A 17,540-nucleotide genomic window follows, 5' to 3' on the forward strand; every position below is an offset into this window, starting at 1 on the left:
TGTCTCGCGTTCAGAAATAACACTCATGGTACCCGTAGTTTCGAGGACTATGACGTGAATATCTTGCAAGTTGGTTGTGCCGCTTTCGCGGACGGCTACGTTTATTTCCTCTTCGGTAATTCTTTCTTTCTTCATCACTTCCCGCAGAAACTCTCCTCGGTAGAGTAATATGACAGGATCGTTGGTAATGACCTTCTTCACCGCCTTCACCCGAACGGATAGCCAAGTGAGAGAGAACTGCAAAAAAATAAACAGGGAGAAAGCCAGGATACCATCGAGTAGAGGCACGCTCTTACTTAAAGCCACCGTGGCCAGTGACGATCCCAGCGCCACGGTTACGATAAAGTCAAAAGCGTTCATTTTGGAAAGCGTCCGTTTACCGGACACTCGTAGCAGTATGATCATTGCTACATAGGCCAACGTCGTGTTGATCGAAATGCGGGCAATTGTTTCCCAATTATCAAAAAAAACTTTATCCATAGCTGAATGGCTGACGTAATGTAAACATCAGCAACCATTCCCTAAAACAATCACACCATTCCTTTGCAAGAGAATGTCGAAACTATTGTAGCACGATCTCCGCTGATATCGGGAAGTGATCCGAAGCGTGGGGGTACTTGGCCCAGATTTTCTGACCATCAGGCATCTCAGTATTCACCTTGGCATTTTTTACCCACTCAGCGCGATTATAGCTGTAAAGAATGTGGTCTATCCATACTTTCTGCCAAACGTTGTTAAAGATTGGATCACTGAAAGAGGTAGTGTAGATTTTTTCAAAACGCAGATTATCCTGCTCATCCGATGAAAGCGTATCGAACAGGGCATTGCCCAAGCAAAGAAATGGCCGCCACACGTTGCCCATGAGTCTCTCGACGGCACTGCCCAGCAGTCGTTTTTCACTGGCATCCATGCCAGGTCCATCATTTATATCGCCGCATACAATCAAAGGAATGCGTTGCGTTGCGGCCTCGCCCAGGTACTTATCCAAAAATTGAACCCGCAGCTGTGTTGCCTGGGCCAGTAGCTTTTTGCGATTGGCATCCGCCATAGCCCACCACTTGCTCCATTCATATGCGTTAAAAATACCTTTGCTTTTCAGGTGTAATCCTATTATCCGGAAGGTCAAATTATCGGCAGTTTTGATCTCGACGTACAATGGTGAGCGTTCAAACCTATACTTTTCAATAATTCCATCATTCTCATTTGGTATCTCGAAAGGCTGGAATGCGTCCATTTGCTGCGTATCGAAAAATCTGACAGGCTGCTGTGGATGAAAAAGACTTGTATCTGTTCGGATAGCGCAGCCGATGCATTGTGATGAGCCAGAGGTAGGTTGGAGCCTCACTTCCCAAACCCCATCTACATCGGCGTCGAAAAACTGTCTTAGTTCTTTTTCGCGGTTGGGGCCTTCGACTATAACAACGATTTCAGGACTCAGCTCATTGATGACCCCACTAAGATGCTTGCGGCGCGTCCGAACCGTGGTGCTGCGTGCGTGTTGGGGTTTATGATCATCGGCACGAAAATCGCCGTTGCTGTCAAATAGATCATTCATCCATTCCATGTTCCAGAGCAGAAGTTTCATAGTCGTGTTCGTTTGGTAAGACCTCTGAATTTCTGTATTCCGGCGTACAATTCCCATTTAATACATAATAATTTATTAAGTGGTAGTTTGTTTTGTCTCGCTGAAACCCGGATCCTCTCATTTGTGAAGAGTGACGGTCTCACTCGTTGATGATGCATTACTCACAAAAAAAGGGACGCAAATGCGTCCCTTTTTTTGTATCTGTTACTGAGATAGCTTTCTGTCATTCGTCGATCAATACTCCCACATACTGCTTTCTAATTCCAGTAATTCCTGCTCATATTGAAGCGATTTAATCAGACCCTGCTTCTCTCCTTTGTATATGTCGATGAAAGAGCGATCCATAGGGTTAGAGTACTTTGTAATCCGACCGTAGAAAAGACGCAGATCAAAGGCATCAGCTAAATTCTTGTGCTGGGCAGAGTTAACGGTATTGTACCAGATGTACTTTTTGGGATCGCTACGGAACAGACGATCCAAATCCTTGTATTTGAAAGAAGCTATGGGTATTTCAAGCCCCGTGGACGTATTTTGGTCAGCGGGCAACATGATAGTAACTGACTGAATATCGAAGTATGGGCGAGAGCGCTTTTTGTCAAAAATCCAGTCTTCTTTAACTTCCAGCAAGCTTAATTGATCGGGAAAAAACTCTTCTTCTGTCGTAATAACCGCCAACTGCTGGTCAAAAGGATCAATAGGAACCACCACGGTATCCTTCGGTGCTTCGGTCGGAGCAGCACCCTTTTTCGCTCCTTTCTTCGGAGTTGACTTCTTGACTGGCGTTCCCCAACCATCGTCTTCTACAACAGCGGTCTTCTTCGTATCCTTCACTGGTGTACCCCAGCCATCGTCAGCGACGGCTTCTTTCTTAACTTCTTCCTTTTTTGGCGCGTCCCCCCAACCACCATCGTTGGCCGCAGGTTGACCAAAACCCGCCGCAATTTCTTCGGCAGACAGTCCAGCCACCTGATTGGGAATCAGGAGTTTCTTGTGAAGCTCCTCAGGCGTAAGCTTGGTAACGCAAGAGTCATTCACATAGGCATCGAGCAACCCCGCTTTGGCGGCTTCTAAAAGATAGCGCGTAATTTCGTTGTTCTTAGAGAACATCGGAAGATTTTGCTTTTCATTCAAGTCAACTCGGCGCCACAGTGTCTTCTTCATCAGGATGTCCTGATCGTCGATCGGACGAGCCGACAACTGGTTCATTTTAGTTTCGTCGCGCTCTTGGGCCTGCACTGCCGTAGCTCCCAGCGCCATCGACACGATGGACAAGGCCACCACTTTTCCATTTATCCTCATAGCATTTCTTTTTTTCTGCGTTTTTTTTTCTTTTATAACGATACTGACTGCAAATCAGTATAGCCTCAATGAAATCAGTTCAGGTTGACCGGAAGCGTTGGTTTCCCCATCTCGACATCACTAACTTTTCCCTGGAAGTTCTGACGCTGCACTCCTAAAACCTCAACTACGTAACGGTCGCCAGGCTGGGCGCTTTGAGCTAAGGATGAAATGGAACCTCCGCCATTGAGCGTAATCGGTCCGGCAACCCGACGGATACCACGGGCCAGCGAAACCTGGATTTGAGAGACTCTGAATCGGGCATCCTCGGGGTTAAAGTTTTTGAAACTTTCATCGGCAACAGCAATAACCTGGATGGAACGCGCACTTGACGCCGAAACTCCTCTTCTGTCATCATACGCTCCTCCATTTACCCGGAGTTCGAGCGATGGCTTAGGTACGCGGGTAACTCGAAAAGGCTCACTGCCTAACAAATTTCCCTGATTGCTGACTTTCAGGAGCACTTCGCTCCTACTAGGTACAATCGTGATTCTACCTTTCTGACTACCTTTGATGACGTCGGCGCCATCGGCTGAAAACGAAGGATCCCAAAGTGCTCCCAACGCGGGACTTTGAACACTTAGTTTGTTTGCACAGCCCAAATACAGAGGAGGGAGTGTTCCCGTCTCGATCTGGTAAGTAGGCTTAGCAACAAAATACTCCTGTTCTAAACGCACTGTCGTATCTCGTCCCGAGGGAGTAGGGAAAGAAATGACGCCTTGCAACACCTTGCGTACCAGGCCATCTTTTCCATATTGACCGCCTTGGGCAGTAAAGTCTATAATACCCACCCCGTTTTCAACCCGAACGGGCGATCCGTTGAGGCTCATGCGAGGTGTAATACCGGAAGCAGAGGCGGCAATGAACATTTCGCCTTTAAACTTGGTACCAGCTACTACGGTTTTGTTATCTGCACTCAGGCGCGCTAGAATCCGGTCGAACTTAATATCAGCGGCACCTACTTTACCCGCAAGGTAGTTCAGTACTTCGCCTTCCATGCGGCGGATGTCGGTTTGCTTTTGGCTCAGCACCGCCAAAGCCGCCGCAACGGGCGTTTGGGCGAAGTTGAGTTGGGCAAAATCCTTGTTTCTCTGGTCGGCCTTACCTTTTGAAATGGGATCTTCATTGGCGTCAAGGGCCAGCGGCTGGAACTGCTGCGGGCTGAACTTGTTGAGTTGCTGCGAGTATTCGTTCAGTTTCTGCTTCAAGGCGTAGGCTTTGCCATTCTTCTGGTCGCCGCCGCCAATCATCAGGTTGGCTACTTTTTCTTCTTCCTGTGGATTTTTGATGCTGCCGTCTTCTTTCAGGCCATCACCTGCTACTTTAATGATTTCCTGTTTGAGCGCGCTCAGTTCGCCAATGATGCCCGTCGTAACCTGACGTACCTCGTCGGCTTGCTTCATCACCGCTACGTCGGCGGCCCGGCTACCCGATTTTTCTACTGCGGCCTTGATTTTCAAGACCGTTTCCTGATTTATTTTATTGGCTGCCCCGGAAGATAATTCGAGTGAATTGTTCAAAAGGATGAATTTCTCGATAATCGCTGAGCTTACCTGCAAGGCAAGCATGGCGGTCAGGACGAGGTACATCATCCCAATCATCTTCTGACGGGGTGTTTCTTTTACACCTGCCATAGAATTTGTTGATCGGTTATGTTATGTGAGGATAATTGATGGAATAGTCTTCTTAATCAAGCATTCGTGCTACCACGCATAGCGGTAAGCATGCTGCCATATACACTGTTGAGAGAAGAAATATTGTTAGTCAACTGCGACATCTGCGATTTGAAGGCCTGCGATTCTTTGGTGGCATCCTGCATATTAGCCATTGCGGTCGTTAGATTACCGTAGAAAGCGTTCATAGCTTTCAGATGCTTGGTAGTATCCTGCAACTCCATCTCGTAGACAGCGTTGAGCGCGCCCATGTTCTTGGTGATAGTCTGGAATTGCTCACGGTAAGCCTGCGCATCCTTGGTGGCGTCGGCCATCGAGGACATCGCTGTAATCGCTACGCCGTATGACTTATTCATATCATTGATAGCGTTGGAGGCATTCTTCACGTTTTTAGCGTAGTCGTTGGTCGCTACCGTGGCGTCGGTCAGGTCGCCGATTTTGCTGACGCTGTCCGAGAGGTTTCGGAAACCCTTGCCCAGGTTATCAAAAATATCGGGCGTAATCTTGGCGTTGGCCATCATGGCGTCCATGTTGGCGGTCAGGCCATTGGCTTGTGGTGTATTGGCACGGGCAACGGCAAGGGGGCCGTCGTAATCCGGAGCCAGTTCGGGATATACCCGCTCCCAGGCGGGCTGCCTTTCGACGGGCTGCACAAAAGATTGGACAGCGTAAAGCAGGAAAATAACTGCTTCGGTACCCAGTCCGATAGTCAGCATCTCGCTGCCGCCGTCCCAGTGTTGGATCTTGAACAAAGCTCCCAGGATTACAGGAACCGCACCAGCCGCAAACAGGGTAGGAAGCAATCTATCGAAGAAAAAACTTGACTCGCTTTTATTAGCCATAAAAAATTCGATTGTTAAAAATTAAGTTGTTTAAAGGAAAAATTGGGGTGTAGTCTTTTTTCCGCCCGGAGGAGGCACTGTGGTAAAAAAGAAGCAGCGATGTCGCTGCTTCCCTGTTGAAGATATTGTTTAGCGACGTTTTCCGGTAGCTCCCCGACGGCCGTCAATGTTGTCCATGATGCATCGGAAGCCGATGAAGGCACGTTGCTGGGTTTCAAACTCATAGGAGCGGGTGCCTGCTTGCAGGTAGTAAGCGACGTCTTTCCAGGAACCACCCTTGATTACCTTACGTGGCTCATTAAGATCGTCGTTCATGGGGTTCATGTCCCAAAGGATAGTCGTGGCGTTGTCGGCAAAAGCGTCCAAGGTCCATTCTGAGACGTTACCCGCCATATTGTACAGACCGTACTCATTAGGGTTATAGGCATTGGCTGGTCCCGTATAAGGATACCCGTCGGCGTCGTAGTTGCCACGCTGGGGCTTAAAGTTAGCCAGGAAACAGCCTTTGCCGTTCATGGTGTAGGGATTACCCCAGGGATATTTAGCACCCTGACGACCGCCCCTTGCGGCCCATTCCCACTCAGCTTCGGTGGGGAGCCGGAAAGACTGCGACCGGAACATGCCTTCCTGGTCGCGGTAGTCATTGTAAATATTGGTACGCCATTCGGAGAAATACTGAGCTGCTTTCCAACTTACACCCACAACAGGATAGGTATCGAAGGAAGGGTGCATATAGTAGTACTCTACCATCGGATCGCCATTGGTGTAAGCAAAATCTTTCTTCCACACGGTTGTATCAGGGTAGTACTTGGTCATAATTTCTTCCTCTCCAAGTACCGAGATAGAATCCATAAGAAGGGCGTCTACAAACTGGCGGTATTCGTTGTTGGTAATTTCAGTGTCATCCATGTAAAATGCACTGATCGTTACCCGCTTGTTCATGTTGACCATAGTAGCTGCCAAATCCTCGTCGGCCTGGCCCATCATGAACGAACCCGAAGGAATCGCTACCATACCCGCCGGGGTCGTTTGGCGATAACCCTTACGGGCGGTCGCCACGATCTCACCGTTGGCTACACCTGCCTCTTCCTTCCCCCCCTTACCGAATTTTTCCTTGATGAAGCCACAACTCTGCATGAGCATGACAGTGGCCGCAAAAAATAAAAGTTTGGCGCCATTTCGATAGAACGCTTTAAGATTCATAGGACTCTGTGCTATGTATTTTGTAATAATTGGTTTGAAAACGTTGCCTGTGGCAGGTCTAGTATATGTAGTGATTTTCATTTGAATCGTCTGGATCTTATTATGGAGCTGCTACTTTTCCCTAACGAATTCTGTATTCAATTGGTATGATAAAGGGCCTAATTCGATAAATCAGTCAAATATAGGGCTTGGTTTCAACATGGAATAACAACAACTACGCCAAAAATCAAATAAATGTTCTTTAAAGCGCGAAATCTCTTAAAATCTGAAACGGGGCGTCCGAACAATTGTCTTCTTACCAAATTTCGGAGCAGGCAAGCGATAGGAAAGCATTACCTCGTAAGAAGTAGGTGTTTTCAGGCTAGGTGCCCCAATGACCAAGTCGTAGGCACCGGAAAGCCGCAAAGATTGATTTTGCATCAGATTGACACCTCCCATAAAGATAAGGGCATCCTGTGCACGGTAGGATATACCGGCCCAGTACCGCTGGTTGTAAGTACCCATCACACCGCCTTCGATAGCGATAGGCGAGGAGAGATCGGACTTGGCGATAGCAAAAGGCTGCACCTCCCACAGATAGCCGATTTCGAGATTCAAGCCGCCGTTCAAATAGTAGACGGGAATCAGTGGGTTAGTAGCTAAGTCAGAACCCAGTTTGTATTTGGCATTGAGGAGATGATTGACCGATGCGCCCACATAATAACCCGCAGCTTCGTAACGAACTCCTAGATTTACGTCAGGATGAATTTCGCCCACCACACCAGTGCCAATAATGGGGTCACCATCGTCACGAGCACGAAGTACATTATAGTCAATAGCCGAGCGATAAAGCCCGGCGCTGGCACCTACGGCCAGGTTGCCGTTGCTCATCGCGAAACGGTAAGCTCCTGCCAACTGAAAACTTTGATTGGACCAAGGCCCTATCTTATCATTGAAAGCCGTAAATCCTACACCAAAATTCTTGATAACTGTACTGCCCGAAAACAACTGCGTGCTGGGCGCTCCACCCGCATCGAAAGTACCCTGATAACCCGCGTACTGTGTGCGGTGAATCACTTGAAGGCGCGTTCCGCCATCGGCCCCGGCGGCAGCGGGGTTGAAGTAAAGCTGGTTTAATTGAAACTGGCTGAATTGAGTTGGCTGCTGCGCAAGGGCAGTAAAAGAAGATATTGCAGCAATAGCCAGAAAAAAAAGAGTATAAATTCTACGTAACATACGGGCTTGGAAATAACCACAATCATTTGACAGTACAAACTCTACCTCGGAAAGTTTGTTCAATAACGCATATTCCGTAAAAAAATTGAAACAACACTGGAAGGCCAGTTTTATTTTCCGCCTCCCGGTACCACTCAAATGTCGTTGGCTTTCTTTATGTACAATTCCAAGGCGCCATTCATGGAAGGGGCATTGGGCATTGGAGCTAAAATATCTACCTGCATGTTGGCTTCCTCCACCGCCTTAGCGGTAGTAGTGCCGAATGCAGCAATGCGTGTTTTGTTTTGCTTGAAATCAGGAAAATTATCAAAGAGAGACTTGATTCCCGAAGGACTGAAAAAGGCAATGATGTCGTAAAACACTTCCTCCAGATCAGATAAATCCGCCGAGACGGTCTGATACATGACCGCCTCGTTGAAGTGAAGATCCTCGGCGTCGGCAAACTCCGGGATGTCATTCTTACGGACATCGGAGCATGGATAAAGAAACTTTTCGTTCTTATGCTTTCGGATCAGATCGATCAGCTCGCTAGCAGTTTTAGTTCCATTGAATATTTTCCGCTTGCGAACCAGAATATACTTTTGCAGGTAGTTGGCCGTCTGCTCCGAAATGCAGAAGTACTTCATACCAGCTGGCATTTCGATGCGAGCCTCCTCGCAAATCCGAAAGAAGTGATCAATGGCGTTACGGCTAGTGAAAATAATCGCCGTGTGGCTCAGGATGTTGATTTTTTGCTTACGAAACTCTTTGAAGGACACGCCGTCCACTTGAATGAACGGGCGGAAATCAACTTTGATATTGTACTTTTCGGCTAGTTCGAAGTAGGGGGAGTTTTCGTCGGCGGGTCGCGACTGGCTGACCAGGATGCTCGTTACTTTGTTGAGCCGATCCTGATCGAATTCGATGGTCTCACTCATTAAATCTTACCAAATTAATGTACGATTGAAAACAGCTCCAGATAGTCAGGCGGCAAACTTCACGCCGATAATGACAGGGACGATTTCCACGATGCAAAGGTAAGAAAATAAATACAGATTTATAATCCTCCCTGAGTTGTCAGCGTAGAAGTAAAGCAGAAGAACCCGCACAGAATAAAAAAATACGAACCCATAAATCAGGTATGGACGGGCCAGTTCAAGCCACTGCGGATTAGGGAGTAGGAGACCGAAGAAAGCCACGACATTGAACGCATAAAAAATGTAGGACATCTGCAGGGCTTTGACGTAGTGAGTATTGATAGCACGCCCAAGGTTTAGCACATTACCCACTATACCGATCAAAATATATTTGAGAAAAACCAGACCTACACACACAGCAGTCAACTTTACTTGATCCAGCAAAAGATCGATCAGAGTCGCCCCCTCCGACAGGAATCCGGCCGTGTAGAATAGTTCAAGGTTATGATGAGTCAAAAAAAGTATTAGATAGGCCATAGCTGAACTCACAAACAGAGCGACCATGACCATGAAGCGGCTATACGGCTTGTTGAAATTATAAAAGTCGTTGCGGTCGCTGCGGTCGAAGAAGTCATTGGGACGCAAGAAGCGCCGGAACAGTGAAGGGGAGCTGGTATAGGTGAAAAGGGAGAGAATCACCAGGAAAAGCAGCACAATGATTGAGAAGTCTTCAAAGGGTGTAGTGCGCAGTGGTTTGATGTTGATGATCGGCAGATTCTGTTTACGCTCAGCGACGGTAGCACTCAGCCGTCGCGCGTGGCCGATCAGTACTGTTTTCCCTTCTATTCCCGGCGACCCGTAGAGGGTGACAAGTATTTCGTTTTTACGGTACACCTGCCGTAAGCTATCTATATCAAAAGTCACCCAGGAATCAGGAATCAACCTACGTTGTAGAGCGCCCTCGACGAAAAGGTAGCTCTGCCGGCTAGTAGAGATGAGAAGGAAGTAGCGACGGTTTTGCAACAAATCCACCAGCAGGCTGGCCGAAAGGTCCGTCTCGTTGACGCCCCGCGAATAGGGTATGTAGTTTTCATATTTAGTGCTATATGTGAGCCAGTCGTGTTTAAGATCACGAACGAGATAGTATCGGCCGCTTGGTCCTACTTCATCTTCTGCCCGCGCAGTAGAAAAGGCCGAGCCGACCAGCCAGAGCAGGGAAATCGCACCGAATAGCCGCAGACATTTATTCATCATAGCCAAAAAGGGCGGGGTTTCCCCAGCCCTTTTTCGTTTCAGCTTTCAATAAAAATTTATTTTTTACCTAAGGCGATCAACATCGTTTCACCGATGACGGCGGGTGATTCGGCTACGTGGATGCCGCACTCGCGCATGATGCGCATCTTGGCCTCCGCAGTATCATCCGCACCACCAATAATAGCGCCTGCATGGCCCATACGTCGGCCCTTAGGAGCAGTTTGCCCGGCGATGAAGCCTACGACAGGCTTAGAAATACCGGAATTTTGTACATAATGAGCGGCCTCTGCTTCCATGCTGCCGCCAATTTCACCAATCATCACGATAGCTTCCGTTTCGGGATCGTTCATCAGCAATTCAACAGCTTCCTTGGTAGTAGTACCAATAATAGGATCGCCTCCAATTCCAATTGCGGTAGTTTGTCCCAAACCGACGCGTGTCAACTGATCAACGGCCTCATAGGTAAGCGTACCCGATTTTGAAACGATACCCACTGTGCCTTTCTTGAAAATAAAACCGGGCATGATACCCACCTTACACTCTTCGGCGGTAATGATTCCGGGGCAGTTGGGACCAATCAGACGGCAGTTTTTGTTGGCGATATATTTCTTGGCCATCATCATATCCTTGGTAGGAATTCCTTCCGTGATACAAACGATCACACCAATGCCCGCATCGGCAGCTTCCATGATGGCGTCACTGGCGAAAGCAGGAGGCACGAAGATGATCGAGACATCGGCTCCGGTAGATCCGACCGCCTGCGCAACCGTATTGAAAACAGGACGGTCAAGATGGGTCATACCGCCTTTGCCGGGAGTCACGCCACCTACTACGCTGGTACCGTACTCAATCATTTGCTGGGCGTGGAAAGACCCTTCGGAACCGGTGAAGCCCTGAACAATGATTTTGGAATTCTTATTGACTAAAACGCTCATAAATAGATGCTGGGTATTGTACTGTTGGATAGTGGACGTTGAAGATTGGATTAAGGCCGCTAGAAAGTAGCAGTGTTTGGCGATTGGCTGAAATTGAAGAGTTAAACCTTTATGCCTCTAAACAATTACACAACTTTCCCGGTAAAAGTAGAAGGAAATGCCCTAAGTAGCAAAATGTAGCGATAATTTGTAAATTGCCCTCCTGCCATCCCGAACCTGAATTTCCTGCCTTTTTTCATGATCCTGCACAGCTTATCTGAACTGATACTCAGCATCACGGCTTTTGCCGTCTTTCTCATCTTTTTTCAAAAACAACCCATTTATGGCCGCCTTATTTGGGGCATTTTTTTTGTTATCATTTCTGTCACTTCCCTGCTGACCGTGCTATGGTATTTGGGTTGGGAAGCGTTAGCTCCCGTGGTTGGCTCCTTGCGTCGACTCGAAGATACGCTGGGTCCTTTGTGCATGTTGGTTGGGACGTGGTTGCTGGTGGGCCACCTCATCGCGACGCGCTTTACTTTTTGGGCCACCATCGGCGCAGGAACCGGACTATTTCTGGGCCTTGCCTGGTTTCGACTGAATCCGTTGGTACAGGTCGTGCAGCCTTTGTGCATAGTCATCGCCCTGTTAATTGCCTGCTGCGGATTACTGCAAAGGCAAAAGAGTGCGCTTTGGGTAGTTTTTGCGATGACTATCCTGGCCCTGTCGGCGAAGCTACGGCTGGGACTCAGTCCCACTGAATCATACGATCCCTACCACCTGCTGGTAGCCGTTTCAGCCTTCTGCCTCGGCAAGGCCGTTCAATCGCAGGGGAGGATGTTGTTTAAGTGAGTTTTTTAAGTGCCAAAGCTGCAGAGCAACAAAGCAACAAAGTAGGCGTGCGTCCGCCTTAACTTTAAACTCCTACACCTTCACCCGCTGCATTTTCGGGACGAAGAAGTGCATCACTACCCACGCGATCAGGTATGCACAGCCGCACATAATGAATATAATGTTGTAGCCGCTGTTGAGATCCCCCCGCGCTGAGAAAGTGTCCAAAATCTGGCCCACGATGTAGGGAAAAAGAACCCCGCCCAGCGAGCCCGCCATACCGCCGATGCCCACGATAGAGCTCACCGCCCGGCGAGGAAACATGTCCGAAGCCGTAGTGAAAATATTGGCACTCCACGCCTGGTGCGCTGCGCAGGCGAGGCTAATGAACGCTACCGCTGTCCAGATGTTGGTAGCAGAAGTAGCAAACACAATCGGAACGACCATAAAGGCATAGAGCAGCATGGCAGATTTCCGCGCTTTGAACACAGGCCAACCTTTCTTGATGAGCCAGCCCGACAAGTACCCGCCACCAATACTACCCACGGTACTCGCGGTGTAAACTACCACCAGCGGCAGACTGGGTTTCTTCAAATCCAAGTCGAAAATCTGGGCGAAATAGGAAGGCAACCAGAACAGAAAAAACCACCATATAGGGTCAGTGAGAAACTTGCCGAAGATGTAGGCCCAGGTTTGGCGCACTCCGAAAAGCTTCAGCCAGGGAATGGCATCTTCGTCCGAGTCGTCGTCGGCATCGCTGTTGATAAGTTCGAGTTCGGCTTTGGAAATACCCTTTTTGCGCGTCGGGATTTCATAAAAGTACCACCAGAATATCAGCCAGATGAAACCAATGGCTCCCGTGATAATAAATGCTTCCTGCCAGCCATAGGCACCCAAAATCCAGGGTACCATGATGGGCGCGGCAACGGCCCCGATGTTGGTACCGGAGTTGAAAAGCCCCGTAGCGAAAGCCCGCTCGCGCTTGGGAAACCATTCGGCCACCGCTTTGATCGAAGCCGGAAAGTTACCCGCCTCACCCAGACCTAACGTAGCGCGCCAAAAGGCGAAACCCATAGTACTTTTGGCCAGCGCGTGTCCCATTGCTGCGATACTCCACACGACCAGCGAAAGTCCCAAACCCAGCTTAGTGCCTATTTTATCAATAATGCGCCCAAAAATGACGTAACCCAACGCGTAAGAGGCCGTAAAAGCCATGACTATATTGGCATAGTCGGACTCACTCCAATTGAAATCATCAGCCAGGGCGGGCTTTAAAAGTCCGATTACCTGACGGTCGAGGTAGTTGATGGTGGTGGCAAAAAAGAGAAGTATAACGACCGTCCAGCGGTAAGTCTTGGTTTTCGGTTTGACGAGTTCAGCCATTTGGGATGGAGTGATAAGCTAGTTGGGTTCGGGGTAAAAGCGCGTTAAAGACATATTTTTACTTGCGACTTTTGAAAAGAGACGCAGATAACTGCAGCAGCCCCCCTCTATACGTTTGGTTTTCTTTAAACTAGCCCAGAATATTTTTTTCCAAAAACGCATTCCTAAACTTCCCCTGCGGATCGTATTCCTTTGCCATAGACCGAAACTCGGGTAGTTTGGGGTAGTGCTTTGCAAATTCCGCCGGGGCCATCGAGAATAGCTTCCCCCAATGCGGACGAGCGCTGTAAGGTGCCAGCTGGCGCTCCACGATGGGTAGTAGTTTGCTCACACCGGGCCAGTCGGGTTTCCAGGTGAAGTGAATCGTGACGCAGTCCTGTTGGTAGCAGGGACTCATCCAAAGATCGTCCGCCGCGATGGCGCGGACTTCGGAGGTGAGCAAATACGGCCCAACCTGGTCGCCGAGGCGGGCGATGGCCATGATGGCGTCCACGGCGTTTTGGCGCGGCACGAAGTACTCGGCCTGCAACTCGTCGCCGCTACTGGGCGTGAATCCCATTTTGAAGTGCGGCATCCGCTCGTACCAGGGACCGGGGACACCCATTTGGGCCGTGCAGTTTTCGGCGGAAAGTTCGGGAATCGGGTGCAGGTCTTTGGTGGCGAGCGTCGCGCCCAGCCATTCCTTTTCATCCATTTGAGGCGCGTCGGCGCGTTGCTTCACCCATACCTCGGCGATGTCCTGGCTTTGCCAGTTGGTGAATAGACTCACGCTGTACCCACTGGCCTGGATTTCGTCGAAATGATCTTGCAGTTGAGCGAGGGGCATATTTTCGTAGACGTATTGTGTCATAAGGAAAGTAGGTTGCAGATCGAGCGTGACTTTGGTCAATACACCCAGCGCCCCCAAATGCACTACTGCGGCATTGAATTTCTCACCGTCCGTTTCGCGGGAAAGCTGCACGACTTCACCGTTGGCCGTGATCATTTCCAGTCCCGACACCGCTGAGGCCAGGTTGCCGTTTTTCTCGCCCGAGCCGTGCGTGGCCGTGGCGATGGCACCTGCCACCGAAATATGCGGCAGCGAGGCCAGGTTATGCAGCGCGAAGCCCTTCTCGTGCAAATACGGACTCAATTCGCCGTACTTAATGCCGGAATTGACAGTGACGGACTTGCCGTCCGGCGCGATGTCGATATTCTCCGGTGCGCCGACGAGGGACACGAAGCGTTCGTCGGTATCGGCAATTTTGTTGAAGCAGTGCCGGGTACCGAGGGCTTTTACTTTATCATATTTTTTAACCAATTCCTGCGCCTGCTGCACGGATTTGGCTTGGTCAAGTTGGCTCGTGCTGTACGTAAGATTCCCCGCCCAGTTTTTCAGGGTTTCAGCTTTGCTTTCTGTGCTGCAACTAGCCAATGGGGATAAGAACGGGGCAGTCATGAGGGCGGAGGAAAGTTTGAGAAAGGTTCGCTTTTTCATCGTACAAGAGGTTTAGGGTTTCGAAAAAGTAAGAGTCCCTGAGTCCTCAATCTACTGCAAGTCGGGGTGTTTGCGATGAAAATCCGTGGCATCCTGGTATGCCTTGGCAACCGCCAAGACTCTTCCTTCCTGAAAGAGTTGCCCCATAAAAGTGATACTCGTCGGTGTTCCCCGCTTGCTGAATCCGTTGGGCAGCACCACGCAGGGATGCCCCGTGAGGTTGGTGGTACTCAGATTGCCACCACCGTAAGACGGCGAAACATAGACTTCCACGTTCGATTTTTTCAAAACCTCGTACACTTCCTGAATGAGCCTCGTGCGCAAACGGTTGACCTGCAGGTACTCCACCGCTGGCACGAAGCGGGCCGCGCGAAACGAATTGGGCCAGGCGTTCTTGGTTTGGCGCACCAGTAGGTCATCGCGATTGGAACGGGTCATGTCGTCAAAAGCAGCCGCCCCTTCCACCGAGATAATAGAGGTCATGGCGCTGAGTGGGTAGTTGTCAGGTAGTTCCATCGGCACCAGTTCCGCACCCAGATTTTTGAGTTCAACCAACGTCAGCGAGTCGTTGGTTTTGTTATTATAATCCGACTCGAAGGCATTTTTTAAGTACCCGATCCGCATTCCTTTCAGCGATTTTACCGGAGCATAGTTGAAGGGCGCGTCAATGATGGTCAAGTCTTTTCCGTCGGGGCCGTAGATAGCATCAAAAACTATGGCGCAGTCCTCCACCGAACGGCAGATTGGGCCGATCTTGTCCATACTCCAGCTCAGAGCCATCGCTCCGTGGCGACTCACCCGGCCGTAGGTCGGTCGCAGCCCGGTGGTGCCGCAAACCGTCGAGGGCGAAACGATGCTGCCCAACGTTTCGGTGCCGATGGCAAAGGGCAGTAGTCCCGCTGATACGGAGGCGGCCGAACCCGCTGACGAGCCGCTCGATCCGCTTTCTATGTCCCAGGGATTGCGGGTTTTCTCGCCGTACCATACGTCGCCCATCGCCAGGGCGCCCATCGTCAGCTTGGCGCAAAGTACCGCCCCAGCGGCTTCCAGTTTCTGGATCACGGTCGCGTCCAAGTCCAGGGTTTGATCCTTATACGGCCCCGCGCCCCAGGTAGTTTTGTAGCCTTTTCTTGCCAATAAATCCTTGGCGCCATACGGGATTCCGTGCAGCAAACCGCGGTACTTTCCAGCCTTAATTTCCTCGTCGGCCTTGCGCGCCTGCGCCAAAGCGAGTTCGTCGGTGTAGGAGATGACGCAGTGGAGTTTGGCGTCGTATTTTTTCAATCTTGCTAAAAAAAACTCCGTCAACTCGACAGAGGAAATCTGCCGCGAGCGTAATAAGGAAGCCAGTTCCGAAATAGTATAGAAAGCCAGATCATCCTTATTTTTCGGCAGAGCAGCCTTCAGCAAAGTACTATACTTAAAAGGCTTCCGAACAGAGTCCAACACAAAGCCGACGGGCAGTGGATTGAAATACAAGGCCGGAGACACATCGTTGGTAAGCGAAATAGCCCGTACTTTTTCGTAACCCTCACGCGCCCTTTCCAGGTTGCCAAGCATGGAATCGCGCTCGGCTTCGGTAAAATCCAGCCCAAAAATCTGCGACGCCTGCTGCACCGTTTCGGTGGTAATTTCGGGAGATTTGCTGGTAACGAATGAGCCCAGGGCAAAGCTGGCGATAAGCGCAAGAACTAGGTAAATGGTTTTGTTCATATTGATCTGTTGTTATATGTATTCGTTGGAATGGTCGGCGTGGCGGTGTTATTTCCGCGAACCGTTAATCTTTTGACCTTTTAGTACCCCTCCCCACTACCCCCGCCGCCGAAATCTCCACCGCCGAACTTTGGCTCCTGCGGACTTTCGAAGGTCGAGCTGGCAATTTCGGTGGCGACGATATTGCCCGCCAAGGTAGACAATTCCGATTCTTTTTCCGGTGTGTAAACGAAGCCTTTTTTCACCTCCTTCAAATAACGCATCAGCCATACTGCCGCGATGATCCCCGCTAATCCTAACAACGCCGTAGCCCAATCACCGGGAATGAATGGAAAGTAATAATGCAAGGTAACGAGCGAAGCCATCAGCGCGACGCTGCCCAGGATGAGGAATACCAGACTTGTCCAGCGAATGGCGGCGTAGAGATAGAGAAGCGGAATAGTAAAAGTCAGGAACCAGAAAAGTCCCGCCAGCGCCACTTCCGGCGCTGGATCAGGGATGTCGTTGAGGGCAGCGTTGCCTTCTCGCACAACGAAGTAATTTCCGGCCGTGTAAAAGACGATTAGGGCTGCGATGTGTGTCCATTCGAGAGCAGTTCGCCAGTAAAAACTCCCCTCTTTTCTCGTGAATCTGCGGACGAGGTACCAAATGATTCCGGCGTAGGCCATCGCAATGAATGGTAACAGAAGTTTTCCCCAGGCAAACTCCATCGCCAGGGTAGCCACCACATAGAGTAAGGTCAGAAAGGTACCGACGGCGATTAGGGGTTCTCCGTAGCGGTAGGTTAAGAAAAGCAGTAGCGGCATGTACGCCAGGCCGACCAGCCAGGGAGTAGCGTAGATCGTGTAAGTGATTTGAAATGCTACCGGAGCAAACGACCCCATAATGGCGTATAGCATAGCATTGTCGATGCCGGAGAAATGAAGTCGGCGGTCTTTAATCAGAAAATTCAGGAAGAAGAATACGCCCAAACCGTAGAGCGGACCTAAGAATAGCTCAGCAAAATGCGTATCGATCACAGGAAAGAAAATTACCGTGGCGGCGGAAAGGCCGAGTGTCGTGAAGACGAATAGGCCAATCCAGATGAACCAATTGGGGCGGTAGGGCAAAGGCGAATAAGCCTGGTCGATATTCTTTCTTTGCGCTTCTGCGATTAGCTTTTTCTGCATCCAGTCACGGGCCAGTTGCTGGACTCGTTCGTTTTTGAGAAGTGTTT

Annotated in this window: 15 protein-coding genes; 1 reads left to right on the forward strand and 14 read right to left on the reverse strand. The window is 49.8% G+C overall.

Translation table 11 applies throughout. From position 1 onward, the window contains the following. From ACEW8P_RS00470 to sucD, 10 genes are all read right to left on the reverse strand, one after another. A partial coding sequence (locus ACEW8P_RS00470; protein WP_373511148.1) for a DUF421 domain-containing protein occupies positions 1 to 480 on the reverse strand: 480 nt, incomplete at its 3' end. Positions 481 to 562: 82 nt separating this feature from the next. Then, positions 563 to 1,585 (reverse strand): hypothetical protein, encoded by a 1,023-nt coding sequence (locus ACEW8P_RS00475; RefSeq protein WP_373511149.1) that lies wholly within the window; start codon positions 1,583 to 1,585, stop codon positions 563 to 565. A gap of 234 nt (positions 1,586 to 1,819) precedes the next feature. Then, on the reverse strand, positions 1,820 to 2,884 hold the full coding sequence (gene gldN / locus ACEW8P_RS00480) for a gliding motility protein GldN (protein WP_373511150.1): 1,065 nt from the start codon (positions 2,882 to 2,884) through the stop codon (positions 1,820 to 1,822). A gap of 74 nt (positions 2,885 to 2,958) precedes the next feature. Further along, positions 2,959 to 4,557: a gliding motility protein GldM gene (gene gldM / locus ACEW8P_RS00485; RefSeq protein WP_373511151.1), complete on the reverse strand. Its 1,599-nt coding sequence runs from the start codon at positions 4,555 to 4,557 to the stop codon at positions 2,959 to 2,961. 56 nt (positions 4,558 to 4,613) lie between these two features. Continuing rightward, positions 4,614 to 5,438, reverse strand: a complete 825-nt coding sequence (gldL, locus tag ACEW8P_RS00490) for a gliding motility protein GldL (protein WP_373511152.1) — start codon at positions 5,436 to 5,438, stop codon at positions 4,614 to 4,616. Positions 5,439 to 5,567: 129 nt separating this feature from the next. Further along, positions 5,568 to 6,641: an SUMF1/EgtB/PvdO family nonheme iron enzyme gene (locus ACEW8P_RS00495; protein WP_373511153.1), complete on the reverse strand. Its 1,074-nt coding sequence runs from the start codon at positions 6,639 to 6,641 to the stop codon at positions 5,568 to 5,570. 258 nt (positions 6,642 to 6,899) lie between these two features. Next, positions 6,900 to 7,856 carry a type IX secretion system membrane protein PorP/SprF gene (locus ACEW8P_RS00500; RefSeq protein WP_373511154.1) on the reverse strand — a complete coding sequence of 319 codons (957 nt, stop codon included), beginning with the start codon at positions 7,854 to 7,856 and terminating at the stop codon, positions 6,900 to 6,902. A gap of 134 nt (positions 7,857 to 7,990) precedes the next feature. After that, a complete protein-coding gene (locus ACEW8P_RS00505; protein ID WP_373511155.1) occupies positions 7,991 to 8,773 on the reverse strand; it encodes a uroporphyrinogen-III synthase in 783 nt (260 codons plus the stop codon). Positions 8,774 to 8,818: 45 nt separating this feature from the next. After that, entirely contained in the window at positions 8,819 to 10,006 is a 1,188-nt protein-coding gene (locus ACEW8P_RS00510; protein WP_373511156.1) for a DUF4271 domain-containing protein, read from the reverse strand. Between the two features lie 56 nt (positions 10,007 to 10,062). Beyond that, complete coding sequence (sucD, locus tag ACEW8P_RS00515) at positions 10,063 to 10,941, reverse strand: succinate--CoA ligase subunit alpha (RefSeq protein ID WP_373511157.1); 879 nt, start codon at positions 10,939 to 10,941, stop codon at positions 10,063 to 10,065. A 237-nt stretch (positions 10,942 to 11,178) separates the two neighbouring features. On the opposite strand from sucD, the gene ACEW8P_RS00520 reads away from it, so the two are divergent. Beyond that, on the forward strand, positions 11,179 to 11,772 hold the full coding sequence (locus ACEW8P_RS00520) for a hypothetical protein (protein ID WP_373511158.1): 594 nt from the start codon (positions 11,179 to 11,181) through the stop codon (positions 11,770 to 11,772). 72 nt (positions 11,773 to 11,844) lie between these two features. Here ACEW8P_RS00520 and ACEW8P_RS00525 read toward each other — a convergent pair whose 3' ends face one another. The 4 genes from ACEW8P_RS00525 to ACEW8P_RS00540 form a co-directional block, all read right to left on the reverse strand. Beyond that, positions 11,845 to 13,134: an MFS transporter gene (locus ACEW8P_RS00525; protein ID WP_373511159.1), complete on the reverse strand. Its 1,290-nt coding sequence runs from the start codon at positions 13,132 to 13,134 to the stop codon at positions 11,845 to 11,847. Between the two features lie 130 nt (positions 13,135 to 13,264). Continuing rightward, positions 13,265 to 14,611 (reverse strand): D-arabinono-1,4-lactone oxidase, encoded by a 1,347-nt coding sequence (locus tag ACEW8P_RS00530; RefSeq protein ID WP_373511160.1) that lies wholly within the window; start codon positions 14,609 to 14,611, stop codon positions 13,265 to 13,267. Between the two features lie 51 nt (positions 14,612 to 14,662). Beyond that, positions 14,663 to 16,324, reverse strand: a complete 1,662-nt coding sequence (locus tag ACEW8P_RS00535) for an amidase (protein WP_373511161.1) — start codon at positions 16,322 to 16,324, stop codon at positions 14,663 to 14,665. 80 nt (positions 16,325 to 16,404) lie between these two features. Next, positions 16,405 to 17,540 (reverse strand): hypothetical protein (locus tag ACEW8P_RS00540; protein WP_373511162.1); only part of this gene is annotated, 1,136 nt, incomplete at its 5' end.

This window comes from Persicitalea sp. (genome assembly GCF_041751555.1).
Taxonomy (GTDB): domain Bacteria; phylum Bacteroidota; class Bacteroidia; order Cytophagales; family Spirosomataceae; genus Persicitalea.